General features: G+C 43.6%; 12 protein-coding genes and 2 tRNA genes. All 14 read left to right on the forward strand.

Translation table 11 applies throughout. From position 1 onward, the window contains the following. The first annotated feature begins 8 nt into the window (after window positions 1-8). The 14 genes from ARA78_RS08735 (at window position 9) to proS (ending at window position 14,456) form a co-directional block, all read left to right on the forward strand. A tRNA-Asn gene (locus ARA78_RS08735) sits at window positions 9-80 on the forward strand. 17 nt (window positions 81-97) lie between these two features. Further along, window positions 98-168: transfer RNA gene (locus ARA78_RS08740), tRNA-Cys, on the forward strand. A gap of 116 nt (window positions 169-284) precedes the next feature. Next, complete coding sequence (locus ARA78_RS08745) at window positions 285-1,754, forward strand: FHA domain-containing protein (RefSeq protein ID WP_055222369.1); 1,470 nt, start codon at window positions 285-287, stop codon at window positions 1,752-1,754. 58 nt (window positions 1,755-1,812) lie between these two features. Continuing rightward, entirely contained in the window at window positions 1,813-3,504 is a 1,692-nt protein-coding gene (locus ARA78_RS08750) for a hypothetical protein (protein ID WP_055222368.1), read from the forward strand. An 18-nt stretch (window positions 3,505-3,522) separates the two neighbouring features. Then, window positions 3,523-3,846 (forward strand): hypothetical protein, encoded by a 324-nt coding sequence (locus tag ARA78_RS08755; RefSeq protein WP_022217377.1) that lies wholly within the window; start codon window positions 3,523-3,525, stop codon window positions 3,844-3,846. 85 nt (window positions 3,847-3,931) lie between these two features. Beyond that, a complete protein-coding gene (locus tag ARA78_RS08760) occupies window positions 3,932-5,218 on the forward strand; it encodes a hypothetical protein (protein WP_242849694.1) in 1,287 nt (428 codons plus the stop codon). Window positions 5,219-5,232: 14 nt separating this feature from the next. Further along, a complete protein-coding gene (locus ARA78_RS08765; protein ID WP_015534440.1) occupies window positions 5,233-6,429 on the forward strand; it encodes an FtsW/RodA/SpoVE family cell cycle protein in 1,197 nt (398 codons plus the stop codon). Between the two features lie 63 nt (window positions 6,430-6,492). After that, window positions 6,493-7,881: a L,D-transpeptidase family protein gene (locus ARA78_RS08770; RefSeq protein WP_172674913.1), complete on the forward strand. Its 1,389-nt coding sequence runs from the start codon at window positions 6,493-6,495 to the stop codon at window positions 7,879-7,881. Between the two features lie 30 nt (window positions 7,882-7,911). Further along, on the forward strand, window positions 7,912-8,787 hold the full coding sequence (locus ARA78_RS08775) for a hypothetical protein (RefSeq protein ID WP_015534442.1): 876 nt from the start codon (window positions 7,912-7,914) through the stop codon (window positions 8,785-8,787). Between the two features lie 248 nt (window positions 8,788-9,035). Continuing rightward, complete coding sequence (locus tag ARA78_RS08780; protein WP_055280380.1) at window positions 9,036-9,695, forward strand: helix-turn-helix domain-containing protein; 660 nt, start codon at window positions 9,036-9,038, stop codon at window positions 9,693-9,695. Window positions 9,696-9,762: 67 nt separating this feature from the next. Further along, window positions 9,763-11,463, forward strand: coding sequence for a sensor histidine kinase (locus tag ARA78_RS08785; RefSeq protein WP_055280381.1), 1,701 nt, complete (start codon window positions 9,763-9,765; stop codon window positions 11,461-11,463). Then, window positions 11,456-12,145, forward strand: coding sequence for a response regulator transcription factor (locus tag ARA78_RS08790; RefSeq protein ID WP_022217373.1), 690 nt, complete (start codon window positions 11,456-11,458; stop codon window positions 12,143-12,145). Before ARA78_RS08785 ends, ARA78_RS08790 begins: the two co-directional genes overlap by 8 nt. Before the next feature lie 32 nt (window positions 12,146-12,177). After that, on the forward strand, window positions 12,178-12,879 hold the full coding sequence (locus tag ARA78_RS08795) for an RluA family pseudouridine synthase (protein WP_022217372.1): 702 nt from the start codon (window positions 12,178-12,180) through the stop codon (window positions 12,877-12,879). A 143-nt stretch (window positions 12,880-13,022) separates the two neighbouring features. Beyond that, window positions 13,023-14,456 carry a proline--tRNA ligase gene (gene proS, locus ARA78_RS08800; protein WP_022217371.1) on the forward strand — a complete coding sequence of 478 codons (1,434 nt, stop codon included), beginning with the start codon at window positions 13,023-13,025 and terminating at the stop codon, window positions 14,454-14,456. Window positions 14,457-14,470: the final 14 nt, after the last annotated feature.

A 14,470-nucleotide genomic window follows, 5' to 3' on the forward strand; every position in this document is an offset into this window, starting at 1 on the left:
GACGTTATTCCTCGATAGCTCAATGGTAGAGCACTCGGCTGTTAACCGAGGGGTTGTAGGTTCGAGCCCTACTCGGGGAGCTTTAATTAAATAATATGGTGCGATAGCCAAGTGGTAAGGCCCCGGTCTGCAACACCGTCATCGCCGGTTCAAATCCGGCTCGCACCTCTCAAGCGGAAGATATATGTAATATATATCTTCCTTTTTTTGTAACCTTGAATATGCTTTTTTTGTCTGTTATACTGTAGAGGTATATTGGCTATTGAAATAGTAGGAGGTGGGGTATGACTCAAATTTTAAAAGATTCAATAAAAATTGAATACAAACTTGATCAGGTTACTCCTATTAGCAAATATGAAATGAATGCCTATAATGTGCCTTTTGCAGGCAACACAAGCATGTGCAGGGAAGTGTTTGTTAAGGGGGAAAGAAAACTCGAATTCTCAATAGATGGGGATATGAGTCTTAGTAAGATAATGCAGAAACCGGTTTTCAGGGATGAACTGGTGGAATACATATTCAGCATAAGCAAGCAGCTTGTGTCAGTCATACAGAATGGACTAGCACCCGAGAAGGTAGTGTGGGATACGAATTATATGTATGTGAGATTTAGTGACTTCTCCATACAGCTTCTGTATCTTCCATTTGAAAGCAAATTTGACAAGAAGGACATTGGGGAGTTCGTGAAGAGCATCTTGTCAGGATTTGTCTATGCACACACACCAGCCATAGAATGTGCTAACCAGATAGTTGATTATTTCAACGATCACAGGGAGTTTGATGCATTTCATTTCAATGAATTCGTGTCAGATCTCAGAGCATCAAGTCAGCTCCTTATAATACAGGGTGAAAAGGGCAAGAGTAAGGTACTCACTTCAAATGACAATAATAAAGAGCTTGCAATCCACAAAGCCGAGGAGGCAGCCAGAAAGGCTGAAGAGGCAAGAATGCAGGCCGAGAATGAGGTAAAGAGACAGATAGAGGAAGCAAAGTATCAGGCGGAAGTTGCCAGACAGGCAGAGGAGACCCGTATGAAGGCCGAGGCGGCAAGGGTCGAAGCCGAGATATGGAGACAGAAGGTCACTGCTGAGGCAAAGGATTATGAGCAGACAGCGGTACTCACAGCTCAGGATATGTACTCATATCAGGGCAATTCCGATGACAGTGAGAGGCTTAAGGCTGAAGAAATGTTCAGGAATGCCGAGGAGGAGCGAATCAGGGCAGAGAAGGTTTCATCGCAGTATGCAGATGAGATAAGACGTGCCAGAGAGCAGGAGATGCATGCTGAGGAGGCTAGAATGCAGGCAGAATTTGCAGCCCGCAAGAATGCTGAGGAGGCTAAGAGACAGGCAGGCCTTGCAAAGCTCAAGGCGGAGGAAGCCAAGAGACTCAGCGAGCAGCCGGATGAGGAGCCACCTACAACACTGTTCAGCAACAGAACACTTGTCACAGGCAGCAAGCCGACCCTCACCAGAAAGACTACGGGTGAGAGCGTTCAGATTAATAAACAGGTATTCTGTATTGGCAAGGCTGATCAGGGTGTTGACTATAAGGTAACAGGAAACAAGTCTATAAGTAGAAGACATGCCTATATCACCAGTATCAATGGAACACATTATCTGAGAGATAACAACTCAACAAACCATACATTCCTGAACGGAACTCAGGTGTACAGCAATGTTGATGTGGCTATCCCTGATAACAGTGTGATAAGGCTTTCAAATGAGGAGTTCATATTCAGGATAAATTCTTAAATATGGAGTTCGATAAATGTAATAAATCAGGTTGATCCGTAAGGATGGAGGAAGAGATATGTATTGTGATAATTGTGGTTGTGAATTGGGGGAGAACGTAAGAAAGTGTCCTGTCTGTGGAAAAGAATTTCCTTTGATAGAGCCGGAAGTTGACGACAGCACAACTGTGCTTACAAGTGAGCCGGATGTCGATGAGGACGATGACAGCACAACTGTCCTGACAGGCGGAACACAGGGCATGCCTCAGATGATGCAGCAGCCACAGGGTAATCCTGTGCCACCGCAGCAGCCTCAGATGGGAATGCCACAACCTCAGAAAATGCCACAGGAAGGCGCCGATATAATGATAAAGAAAAAGGGCGAGAAGAAGGGTATGAGCAAGGGTGCAAAGGCCGCACTCATAGCTATACCAGTGGTTATCGTCATCGCTATAGGCGTCTTTGCATTTATATTTGTTCCAAAGTTTAGAAAGTATAACGAGGCCAACGACCTCATGGACCAGGGAAAGGTTGAAGAGGCCGTGACACTGTATAAGGATCTTGGAAAATTCAAGGATTCCTATACAAAGGCAAACGGAGACGCTTATTATGAGTATGCCGAGGGTCTTGAAAAAGAAGGCAAGAACCTTGAGGCGGCTGAATATTATAAGAAGTCAGGCAACAGCAGAAAGGCTGCAGAGAACTACAGCAAGTCATCTGACGGTGACGAGGAGAGTTTCAGCAGCGATGACGCATTTGATAAGGCTTATCAGTGTTATTACAATGCGGGAATGGATCAGATGAATGCGGCATCCTACGATGCAGCCATAGATGCATTCAACAACGCAGGCTCATACAAGGATGCATCGGACAAGGTTATCGAGTGTACATATAAGAAAGCGGAGGCACTTATAACAGCCAAGAAGTACGATGACGCCATCAGTATTCTGTCAACCATAGAGGAGTACAGCGATTCCCAGACTCTTCTTGCAAAGTGCTATTACAACAAGGCATCAGAGCTGCTCGACGGCGGCAAATATGACGATGCGTATGATATGTACATGAAGTCAGAATTTGATGACTACAAGAACAAGGCCAGTGAGTGTACATACAAGAAGGCAGAGCAGTATTACAAGAACAAGGATTACGAGAATGCCATCAAGAGCTATGATAAGGTGGACAAGGATTACAAGGACTGTGTAGCTGAGAAAGACAAGTGTTATCAGGCACTTGGAGCCCAGGCATACAAGGATAAGGAATACAAGAAGTCAGTTGATTACTATGAGAAGGTAGTCAAGACTGATGTGTCCAAGAAGATAGCAAATGGAAAGCTTGCATTTGCAAATGCAAATAAGAACGCAGCCAATGAGACTACAATGACATATCTCGGAGAACTCAGATACGACGGCAACGAGAAGGCTCAGAAGCTGTATTCAGAGCTTGTGAAGTGGAATATAGAATCATTTGTAAACAGCAGTGAAAAAGATCTTGATAAGGGATCTAACAGCATCAAGACAAAGGATGGATCAGATATATATATTCATACGTCATTTGGATTTGACGGTGATGACTCTATGAAGATATCGGGATACGTTGTGTATGCGGATGGAAACAAGTCTGACGTCATAACATTCTCAGATCCTGTGGTTGACGGCTGGTCAACATGGGTCAAGATATCAGGTGACAGTGCACCTAAGGGTGTAACATATCTGTATCTTCAGAACGAGACAACCAAGAAGATCATAGAGGTATATCCGTTCACAATAAAGTAAAGAGACAGGGTGATATATGTGATAAACAGACCTGAATTGCTGGCTCTGGAATTCTACAAGTCGCGGCCTTTTAAGGGCAGTGACAAGGGTATCCGTTACATGATACAGAAGGATGTTGTGGAGATTGAGCCGGAGGGTGAAAAAGATCAGACAGAGGAAGATGCACCGAAGGAGACAAAGACTGTACTCACGGCATTTATATGGCCGGAGCCATTCTGTTTTGAGGTCACACCGGATGAACAGAAGGGATCGAAGCAGTTTGATTTTTCCGAGGAAGGATTGTGTGAGGCCATAGCCTGGTTGAATGAAAATCATGATACATATGCACAAAAAAAACAATAATAAACTACTTAAAAGAATAATTGGAATAACAGCGACTGTCATCATTCTGATGGCAGCAGTTGTTGCAATTATTTTTTTTCATCTTATGAGAAAACCTCAGATAAAGCTTGTGGAGGCCATGGTAAATACCATCAATTCTTCCAGAGAGTCGGAGATGAATCAGCAGTATGGCACATTTGACATGGGTATGAACATGATAAATGGCAGTCAGAGCTTTTCATTTGAGGATAATTCTGATCACAGCGTTGACATATCGCTGAAGAGAAGTGCTTCGGATCACAATTTTCTTGCGGAGGCAGGAGTTGATGACAAGACATTCAAGCTCTATGCAAATAAGAGGACTTCTCTCATATATATAGATGATATGGCAATCAGAATACAGTACGCTGACAATCTCATCACGAACATGAGCAATTCTCAGGTGGTATCACTGCTTGGGATAGACAGCGACACAGTGTACTCATTTGGCACTGCCTATGAGAACTGTATGAGGATGGCTGCAAATAATTATGCGGACATCAACGGTGACGATATCCAGACAGATATTATCCAGAAGACACTTAAGTATTTCTTCAATATGGAGGGTACGAGTGAGGGAAAACAGACTGTGGTTACTGGGGATAGTACACAGGACTGCAAGGTGTACTCGGTCATCTTCAATGTGGATGATTTCTATAGTTATCTGGATGAATGTTTTGGCACACATGATATAGATCTTCAGGAAGTGTATGACATGTTTGGCAAATACATACCGGAGATAGATACCATTGACAATACGGCAGAATTGGTACATGATATAAAGCAATTTGTGGATGAAATGTTAGACGGCAGGGATATCACGCTCTATTTTGCTGTGAACAGTAAAAATGAGCTGGTCAAGCTGTATGCGGATCATGTGTCCGACAGGGATATGAGCATGTCGCTGACATTTTACGGAGACAAATATACAGCACAGTCGTATGAGTTCACTGTTACTGACAATTCTGACAACCATCTTGTGATAAAAAAGAGGGATGTGAGCAGTGACGGAGAGACAGGAGTGGTGTTTGATGTGGATATATCGGCAGCCGATCTCATGGATTCCATGAAGCCTGTCAGTATAAGTGCATCGCTGGAGCTTAGATTGTCTGGAAGTGATGCAATTCTTGGTATACAGGTTGGAGATGCCGTGTTCAGAAAAAATGCGGAGATCACCGGATATGATAAGGGTAACAGCATTGATCTTGCGTGGAGCGGGGACAGTGATGGAAGCATGCATATCGGCTGTGATTCAGGAGCGATAGAGAAACCGGAATACAGGGACAGCCTGGATATATTTGACACAGATGTGATAAGTGCGTATAAATTTATAAAAGAGATAATGAACAGATAGATGGAGATTTGTATATGAGTGATACATCAGTTGTGGATAACTCCACGGGCAAAGAAAAAAGCAGATATACATCGGGAACCATATATAAGATGATAATTGCTATAACGTTCCTTCTGGCATTTGGACTGATAATGATATTCAGCGCATCCAGTTACGGCACGGCTGCCAGCAATTTCAGAAGCCAGTTGGTGTTTATCGTTTTCGGAGCATTGGCAATATGGGGATTGGCGTTTTTCCCATACGGTCTGTATAAGAAGCTTACATGGCCTGCATATTTTCTGTCATTGATACTGACATTTTTGCTTCTCACGCCATTGGGAGTAAATGTAAATGGTGCGACGAGATGGATCCAGATCCCTCACATACCATTCAGAATCCAGATCGCTGATATAGTGAAGACTCTCATGATCATATTCATAGCTTCATTTATAAGCAGCAAATGGAGAGAGATGCACAAGTGGCAGACTGTCATAATACTGTGGGTGCTTGTGGGACTCCAGGCGGGACTTTTGCTCGTCATATCCACAAACCTGAGTTCGTGTCTGGTCGTTCTTGGAATATGTTACTGTTCAACATTTATAGCCAGCAAGAACTGGAAACTGCATTTGGGAATATTGCTGATAGCTGTGGTGGTGGCGGTGGTCTATGTGAAGGTAGCCACGAGCTACCTGCCTACGGAGGAAGAACTTCTGTCAAATGACAACTTCCGTGCAAAGCGAATCCTGGGATGGCTGTACACAGAAAAATATGAGAAGAGTGCAGGATATCAGGTCATACAGTCGCTGTATGCCATAGGAAGCGGATCTTTCTTCGGCAAGGGACTTGGAAATGGAACACAGAAGCTTTCGGCTATACCGGAGGCCCAGAATGATATGATCTTCGCGATAATCTGCGAGGAGCTTGGTGTGGCAGGAGCAATCATGTTATTTCTTCTGTATGGCTATCTGTTATACCAGATGTATGTTATAGTTAAAGAGTCATCGAACGTATTTGGAAGCATGATGGTCATAGGTGTGATGGTACACCTTGTATGCCAGATAGTGATCAACGTAAGCGTTGCGACAAATGTAATTCCGAATACAGGTGTCACTCTTCCTTTCATAAGCTCGGGAGGTTCCGCACTTCTCATGACCATGGTCGAGTGTGGTATGTGTATAGGAATCAGAAGGCAGCAGACGAGAAGAGTGTATCAGAAGCATTTGAATGAATAAAATCCATGTGAGGAATAAGAGAGGTAGTATATGGTAAAGTTTAGAAAAATTGCGTTTTTGACAATGGCAGCAGTATTGTTGTCAACTTGTGCGACAGGAATCTCAAATCTGTCAGAAAGCAGGGTCGGCGGACAGTACACGGTGTACGCTGCGGAGACTCAGGCTGATGCCGGAGAGAGTGTTGCGACATTGACGGATGCAACTGCCACTGTGAAGAATAAGAAGGGCTGGTATACCAAGAACGGTAAGACATATTATTACGATGAGAACGGCAAGGCGTTAAAGAGCAAGTTCCTTACATACAAGGGCGACAAATATTATTTTAACAGATATGGCCGCATGGTGAGAGGTCTTAACAAGATCCAGAATAATTACTATTACTTCAGAACAAATGGCAAGGCACTGGTGAATACCTGGAAGAAAATAAAGGGTAAGAAGTATTACTTTGGTTCTGATGGAAAAGCCTATAAGGGTGCACATAAGGTAAAGAATAGCAAGTATTACTATAATTTCTCAAGTAATGGTTATCTTGCGGAGGGTGTCAGAAAGATAAATGGCGTGACATACAGATTTGGTTCCAATGGAAAGCCATATACAGGATGGTATACTACAAAGCTTGGAAACAGACAGTATTACAGCGCTTCAGGTGTTGCATACAAAGGACCTAAGAAGGTAAATGGCAAGCTGTATCTGTTTGACAAGAATGGTGCACTGGTGAAGGGCAGAGGCTGGAAATATTACAACGGCAAGCGTTACTTCGTAAGCGTCAAGGGAACATTACTCACCGGATACAGATATGTGGATGGAGCATACTATTACTTCAGTAAGAGCGGTGCCATGTATAGAAGCAAGTGGGCATATGCGAATGGATATAAGTTCTATTTCAACAGAGGTGGCAAGAGACTCACAGATGTTGATAAGATCCTCGGAAAACAGGATTCCTATGAGATAAAGGTCAACAAGACCACAAATGTTGTGACTGTATATGCAAAGGATGGCAACAAGGGATATATCATTCCGGTAAAGGCATTTGTATGTTCAGGCGGTGACACAACACCTCTTGGAACATTCTGTACCCCGGCAAAGGGAAGATGGTGGACACTGATGGGGCCATGCTATGGACAGTGGGATACACTTATAACAGGTGATATACTTTTCCACTCTGTGTATTACGGAGAGGAGGATCCTACCACATTATCAGTCAGCGCTTATAACATGCTCGGAACGACATGCTCACACGGATGTATAAGACTTAAGGCAGGAGATGCAAAGTGGATATATGATAACTGCGATCTTGGAACAAAGGTAACTATATTCGAGAGCAATAAGAGCGGCCCGTTCCCTAAGCCTACATCAGTTCAGCTTGATTACAGCCATACATGGGATCCTACAGATCCAACCATGGCATACAAGTGTAGAGAGAACGGATGTCATAAGGGAATAGCATGGTAATATCGTGTTCAATGTGGAGAGAATAGATATATGAAAAAAGCGTCGTGGATGGACATGGGCAGAAAATATATATTATTTATGATTGCGGTCATCTGTTTTGCAGGTATCTGCATGGGATGCGGGAAGGTGGATGACGGTCAGGAGGAGAGTACCGGTATCCAGATAAAGAGCGGTGATGTTGAATCCGCGGAGGATATGACTCAGATAGGAGTGTATCTCGATGTGGATAAGAACAGTTCCGAGATAACGGATGTGAAGTACAAGATATCCGGTGACATAGGTATCGTGAGTTTCAGGTACAGCGGAGTGAAGGTTGAACTCAGAGGCTCCTGCAAATACGAGATGTACGATCTGGCGGGCGTTGAGAACACCAGCAATGGTGACATGATAACCGGCAACATCCAGGGATACAGTGCTACTTATTACACTCTGACTCCCGGACGTATAGCTTTCTGGAGCGATGGAACAATTAACTATTCGCTATATATATACGTCACAGCCAGTGATGAGGTACTCAATGAAGTGCTGTCACATATAGTATTTGAGAACAGATATACGGACAGGGCTGATGTCCAGCAGCAGATAGAGACGGACAGCAGAGCATTTGCTGAGAAGATCGTGAAGGTGTTCAATGATGAAGATCTTGAGACCATGAAGGATATGGTTTTATATCCTCAGGAGACAAGTGGTGGACAGTCCATAGCAAATGAAAATGAGCTGTTGAATGTTGATAAGAAGGCGCTGTTCACTGACATTCTTATGAAGGCTCTGAACGATGAGAATGCACTGGATAATCTGAGAAAAACCAACGACGGCTCCGAATATGTAATTGGAACAAACTATAAAAATGTACATTTCAGACTGAACGACGATGGACAGTTTGTCATCACAAAAATAAATAACTGATATTTATCCCCTGCACATAAGGGCAAACTGATATGTGCAGGGGATTTTTCTGTTTAAAAATACTGAAAAAGTTCTATTTGCCACGGATAAGTTCAGAATGTGATAAGTATGGGAGAATAAACAAGTATAGTGGGAAAATTTAGAGGACGATTCGCGTTGAGACTGTGTATCAAAGTCCTTAGAATTGTATCAGGACAGGAAATAACTTAAGACAGGACCTGATCTGAGACAAGGAGGAGATATACACGATGACAGAGAGAGTTTACAGTATAAGTGAGGCAGCAGCCAAGGTTGAGGTTGAGTCACATGTGCTTAGGTATTGGGAGGAAGAGCTTGAGATCGATATCAAGAGAAATGACATGGGTCACAGGTGCTACAGTGAGAAGGATGTAAAGATACTTCAGAGGGTTAAGACTTTGAAGGATAAGGGGATACAGCTCAAGGCGATAAAGGATATGGTTCACAGAATGTATGAACTTCTTGACGAGGGAGAGAGCACAGAGGAAAAAAATGCGGATGATGCGGTGACGGAGCTTATCGCAGAGAGAGAAAATACAGAGAAGAAGACCATAGAAACCATAAGGGTGAGCAGCGATGTGGGGGATGATTCAAGAATAGTTGATTTCAAGATGGCACAATTCCAGAATATCATGGACAAGATAATCAGCAACTCCATAAAGGACAACCTTAAGGTGATAACACAGTCAGTGTCTGCTGCGGTGTCCGATGACGTGGTAAAACAGATGGATGTGCTGATGAAGGAGAAGGAGGATCAGGAGGAAGCGAGATACAGAAAGCTTGACGCCACCATAAGAGAACTTCAGCAGACCAGACAGGAGGTTGCGGCAACGGAGATAAAGAGGAAGAAAAAGGGCATTTTCAGAAGAAAACAGAGAGAGAGTTTATAAAAACTTCACACACTAACAATAGGGATTAATGCTATAATTAGCGCTAGTAAGATGGGAGTTAACACGAATGAAGATTACTAAGAAAGTTAAGATAGCGATAATTTTTATATGGATAGCAGCGATATTGTCCATGGTTATAGGTACGGCTATCATAGGGCGATATTTTATCACTGGAACTTATGGTCGTAATCACTCACTGCAGCTTTTATATTCGGAGGACGATCCGGTCAATGATGTGTACAAATCTCTGTCCACATTGCGTGAGGAAGTTATAAGCAAGGTGAAGAAGGATCCTTCATACTATACAACCCAGGATAATGCAGATGCCCTGGATGAAAAGAGCTCGGTATTAAATACTCATATAGCAGTGAAGAAGGATGGAGAGTACATATATAGTTCCGTTGATCCTTTTTCTGAGAGCCTGAAGGAGCAGTTAAAGAGAAATGATAACAGTTCGAATATCAATGCGATAGATGGTGATTCGATTGATACCGGAAATAACAGTGATATAAAGGTTCAGGAATATCTCATAACCCAGCCGTCATTCTATCTGTGCAACCAGGTATCATATGTGCTGGATGGAAGTCAGGTAGATATTTACATGCTCACATACTATGGTAATTATATGGCGAAGTTCAGGGGAACCATCATGGGTTATTCCATACTGATGGTTCTAATGATGATGCTCCTGAGCGGTGTCGTGGCATTCCTTGTATACCAGCAGTTTGTGAATCCTCTTGTCAAGCTCAAGGAGGCAGCAGAGCGTATGGGCTCAGGCAACCTTGACGAGAAGATAGACTTTGGCGATAACAGAGTCGATGAGGTTGGTGAGCTCTGTGAGTCATTTGAGGATATGAGACAGAAACTGTCAGACTTTACCAAGGCGAAGATGAGATATGAGGAAGAGAACAGACAGCTCATAAGCAATATATCACACGATCTCCGTACTCCTATCACGACCATCAAGGGTTATGTGGAGGGAATCATGGATGGAGTTGCAGATACCCCTGAGAAGCAGGAGAGATATCTGAAGATGATATACAGCAAGGCAAATGAGATGGACAGCCTCATCAATGAGCTTTCACTGTATACGAATATCAACAACAACGCCATACCATATGAGTTCCACAGGGTATCGGTGAAGGATTATTTTGATGACTGTATGGAGGAGGTATATACGACGCTCCTTTCCAAGAACATGACGCTCACATACAAGAACTATTGTGATGACGATGTGAAGGTCATAGTTGATCCTGACCAGCTCAAGAGGGTCATCAACAACATAATTACAAATGCTATCAAGTATACCGATAAGGAATATGGACAGATAGATATCAACATATATGACAATGACGCGGAGGTTAAGGTATCCATAAGCGACAATGGCCGTGGAATAGATTCAGAGAGCCTGCCTCATATATTTGACAGAATGTATAGAGCTGACAGCGCAAGACAGTCAAGAGGCGGAAGTGGTCTTGGACTTGCTATATGCAAGAAGATCGTTGAGGAGCACGGCGGCAACATATATGCCACAAGCCAGCTTGGTGTCGGAACAACGATAGTATTTACCCTGAAGAAGTATATTCCAAATGTTGAGGAGATCGAGGGTGATACTTCTGACGCCAGCGGTGAACAGCAGGCAAATGTAAAAAAGAATACACAGAAAAAAGATGATCAGAGAAAAGACAATCAGAAAAAGGATGGTCAGAGAAAAGGATCATTGCAGATCATAAATTCACTAAAGAAAAGGAGAGATACAGATGAGTAAGATATTGATCATAGAAGATGAGCTTAGTATTGCAGAGCTTGAGAGAGATTATCTGGAGCTCAATGATTTCGAGGTAGAGATAGAGACAAATGGACTTAAGGGTCTTGAGAAGGCATTGGATGAGGAATACAGTCTTATCCTTCTGGATCTCATGCTCCCTGAGGTGGATGGATTTGAGATATGCCGACAGATAAGGGAGAAGAAGGATATTCCGATCATCATGGTAACAGCCAAGAAGAATGATATAGACAAGATCAGAGGTCTTGGTCTGGGAGTTGACGACTATGTCACAAAGCCATTCAGTCCAAGTGAGCTGGTGGCAAGAGTCAAGGCGCACATATCCAGATACGAGAGACTTGTTGGTTCAACGGCACTCAAGAATGACGTCATCGAGATCAGAGGTCTTAAGATAGACAAGACGGACAGAAGAGTGTATGTTGATAACGAGGAGAAGGTATTTACGAATAAGGAGTTCGATATACTGTGCTTCCTTGCCAGCAACCCAAACAAGGTATTTTCCAAGGATGAGCTGTTCAGCAAGATATGGAATATGGACAGCATAGGAGATATAGCCACGGTTACTGTTCATATCAAGAAGATCAGAGAGAAGATTGAATTTGACACATCGAATCCACAGTACATAGAGACTGTGTGGGGCGTGGGCTATAGGTTTAGGATGTGATAAGCCCCAGACGGCGAATGAGGAGAAAACAAATGAAATTAAACATTTTACATGAGGATAATGATATAATCGTGGCTGTAAAGCCATGTGGTGTGCCAACACAGCCGGACAAGACCAATTCAGAGAGCATGGTGAGTATGCTCAAGCTCAGGATATACGAGAAGGAGAACAGAAAAGAGGAGCCATATCTTGTGCCTATACACAGACTGGACAGGCCTGTAGGCGGAGTTATGGTATTTGCCAAGACTCCTGAGGCGGCTGCAAATCTCTCAAAGCAGAGCGAGGATGGTTCTATGATGAAGTATTATCAGGCGATCCTCACTGGTGAGCTTCCAAATGACCAGGGAGTTTTGAAGGATTATCTTCTTCACGATACTAAGGACAATGTGACAAAGGTCGTGGACAAGGACACACCTGGAGCAAAGTATTCCGAGCTGGAATATGAGGTGCTGGATGTCATGGATACGGACGAGGGAGTTCTGTCATATATACTTGTTGAACTCATAACTGGAAGACATCATCAGATCAGGGCTCAGTTTGCGAAGAGAAAGTGCGGAATATGGGGTGACACGAAGTACAACCCTAAGTTCCAGAAGACGAAGAAGAAATATAAAGAGATAGGACTTCACGCGTCCAGATTGGAATTTGACCATCCGACAACAGGGGAACACATGGTGTTCAAGCATGAGCCGGAGGGCGGAGCATTTGCCATTCTGGATCTGGATGAGTTTTAGTTAAAATGGTATTTACAGGGCGGATGTTGGCATGTTTCGTGTTGACATACGTCCTGAAATTTTGTAGATTAAAGAGTGTATGCATTAGGTAGTTCAGCTATGCAGCAGATATAGAATGTTTTAGAATTAAGGAGATAAATAAGATGGCAAACGATAAGAAGATGGTTGAAGCTATTACTTCCATGGATGAAGATTTTGCACAGTGGTATACTGATGTTGTCCTCAAGGCAGGACTTATCGCATATACCAACGTGAAGGGATGTATGGCTATCAAGCCCGCAGGATATGCAATCTGGGAGCTTATACAGAAGCAGCTTGATGAGAGATTCAAGGCTACAGGTGTGGAGAATGTGTACATGCCAATGCTTATTCCAGAGAGCCTTCTTGAGAAGGAGAAGGATCACGTTGAGGGATTTGCACCGGAGGTAGCATGGGTTACATATGGTGGACTCAATCCTCTTACAGAGCGTATGTGTGTAAGACCTACATCAGAGACTTTGTTCTGCGATTTCTACAAGAATGATATCCAGTCATATCGTGATCTGCCAAGGGTATATAATCAGTGGTGTTCAGTAATGCGTTGGGAGAAGGAGACAAGACCTTTCCTTCGTTCAAGAGAATTCCTGTGGCAGGAGGGTCACACAGCTCATGCCACAGCTGAGGAGGCTGAGGCAAGAACAATACAGATGCTGAATCTGTATGCAGACTTCTGTGAGGATGTACTGGCTATGCCTGTTATTCGTGGACAGAAGACAGAGAAGGAGAAGTTCGCAGGAGCAGAGGCAACATACACAATAGAGGCACTTATGCACGATGGCAAGGCGCTCCAGTCAGGAACAAGCCATAACTTCGGAGACGGATTTGCCAAGGCATTTGGAATACAGTTTACAGACAAGGACAACAAGCTCAAGTATGTTCATCAGACATCATGGGGTATGACAACAAGACTTATCGGAGCCATCATCATGGTTCACGGAGACAATTCAGGTCTTGTACTTCCTCCAAAGGTTGCTCCAACTCAGGTCATGATCATTCCTATCATGCAGAAGAAAGCAGGAGTGCTTGAGAAGGCAGCAGAGCTCCGTGAGAAGCTTGGAGCATTCAGAGTAAAGGTCGATGACAGCGACAAGAGCCCAGGCTGGAAGTTCTCAGAGCAGGAGATGAGAGGTATTCCTATCAGAGTTGAGATCGGACCAAAGGATATCGAGGCCAATCAGGCAGTTCTGGTACGCCGTGACACAAGAGAGAAGATCACAGTATCACTTGATGAGATAGATACAAAGGTTGGAGAGCTTCTTGAGACTATCCAGAAGGATATGTTCGAGAGAGCAAAGGCTCACAGAGATTCACATACACATGCAGCGCTTAACTGGGATGAGTTCAAGAATATCATCGACAACGAGCAGGGCTTTGTGAAGGCTATGTGGTGCGGCGAGACAGCTTGTGAGGAAGCAATCAAGGACGAGACAGGAGCATCCACAAGATGTATGCCATTTGCACAGGAGCATCTCTCAGATGTATGTGTACACTGCGGAAAGCCAGCAAAGAAGATGGTATACTTCGGACGTGCATACTAGAATATAGATAATGA

The sequence above is a fragment of the Coprococcus eutactus genome (assembly GCF_001404675.1).
Lineage (GTDB): Bacteria > Bacillota > Clostridia > Lachnospirales > Lachnospiraceae > Coprococcus > Coprococcus aceti.

Bases quoted from the DNA above. Each gene is read 5' to 3' on its own strand.
- ARA78_RS08745 (WP_055222369.1), top strand. From the start codon at position 285: ATGACTCAAATTTTAAAAGATTCAATAAAAATTGAATACAAACTTGAT.
- ARA78_RS08750 (WP_055222368.1), top strand. From the start codon at position 1,813: ATGTATTGTGATAATTGTGGTTGTGAATTGGGGGAGAACGTAAGAAAG.
- ARA78_RS08760 (WP_242849694.1), top strand. From the start codon at position 3,932: ATGAGAAAACCTCAGATAAAGCTTGTGGAGGCCATGGTAAATACCATC.
- ARA78_RS08765 (WP_015534440.1), top strand. From the start codon at position 5,233: ATGAGTGATACATCAGTTGTGGATAACTCCACGGGCAAAGAAAAAAGC.
- ARA78_RS08770 (WP_172674913.1), top strand. From the start codon at position 6,493: ATGGCAGCAGTATTGTTGTCAACTTGTGCGACAGGAATCTCAAATCTG.
- ARA78_RS08775 (WP_015534442.1), top strand. From the start codon at position 7,912: ATGAAAAAAGCGTCGTGGATGGACATGGGCAGAAAATATATATTATTT.
- ARA78_RS08780 (WP_055280380.1), top strand. From the start codon at position 9,036: ATGACAGAGAGAGTTTACAGTATAAGTGAGGCAGCAGCCAAGGTTGAG.
- ARA78_RS08785 (WP_055280381.1), top strand. From the start codon at position 9,763: ATGAAGATTACTAAGAAAGTTAAGATAGCGATAATTTTTATATGGATA.
- ARA78_RS08790 (WP_022217373.1), top strand. From the start codon at position 11,456: ATGAGTAAGATATTGATCATAGAAGATGAGCTTAGTATTGCAGAGCTT.
- ARA78_RS08795 (WP_022217372.1), top strand. From the start codon at position 12,178: ATGAAATTAAACATTTTACATGAGGATAATGATATAATCGTGGCTGTA.
- proS (WP_022217371.1), top strand. From the start codon at position 13,023: ATGGCAAACGATAAGAAGATGGTTGAAGCTATTACTTCCATGGATGAA.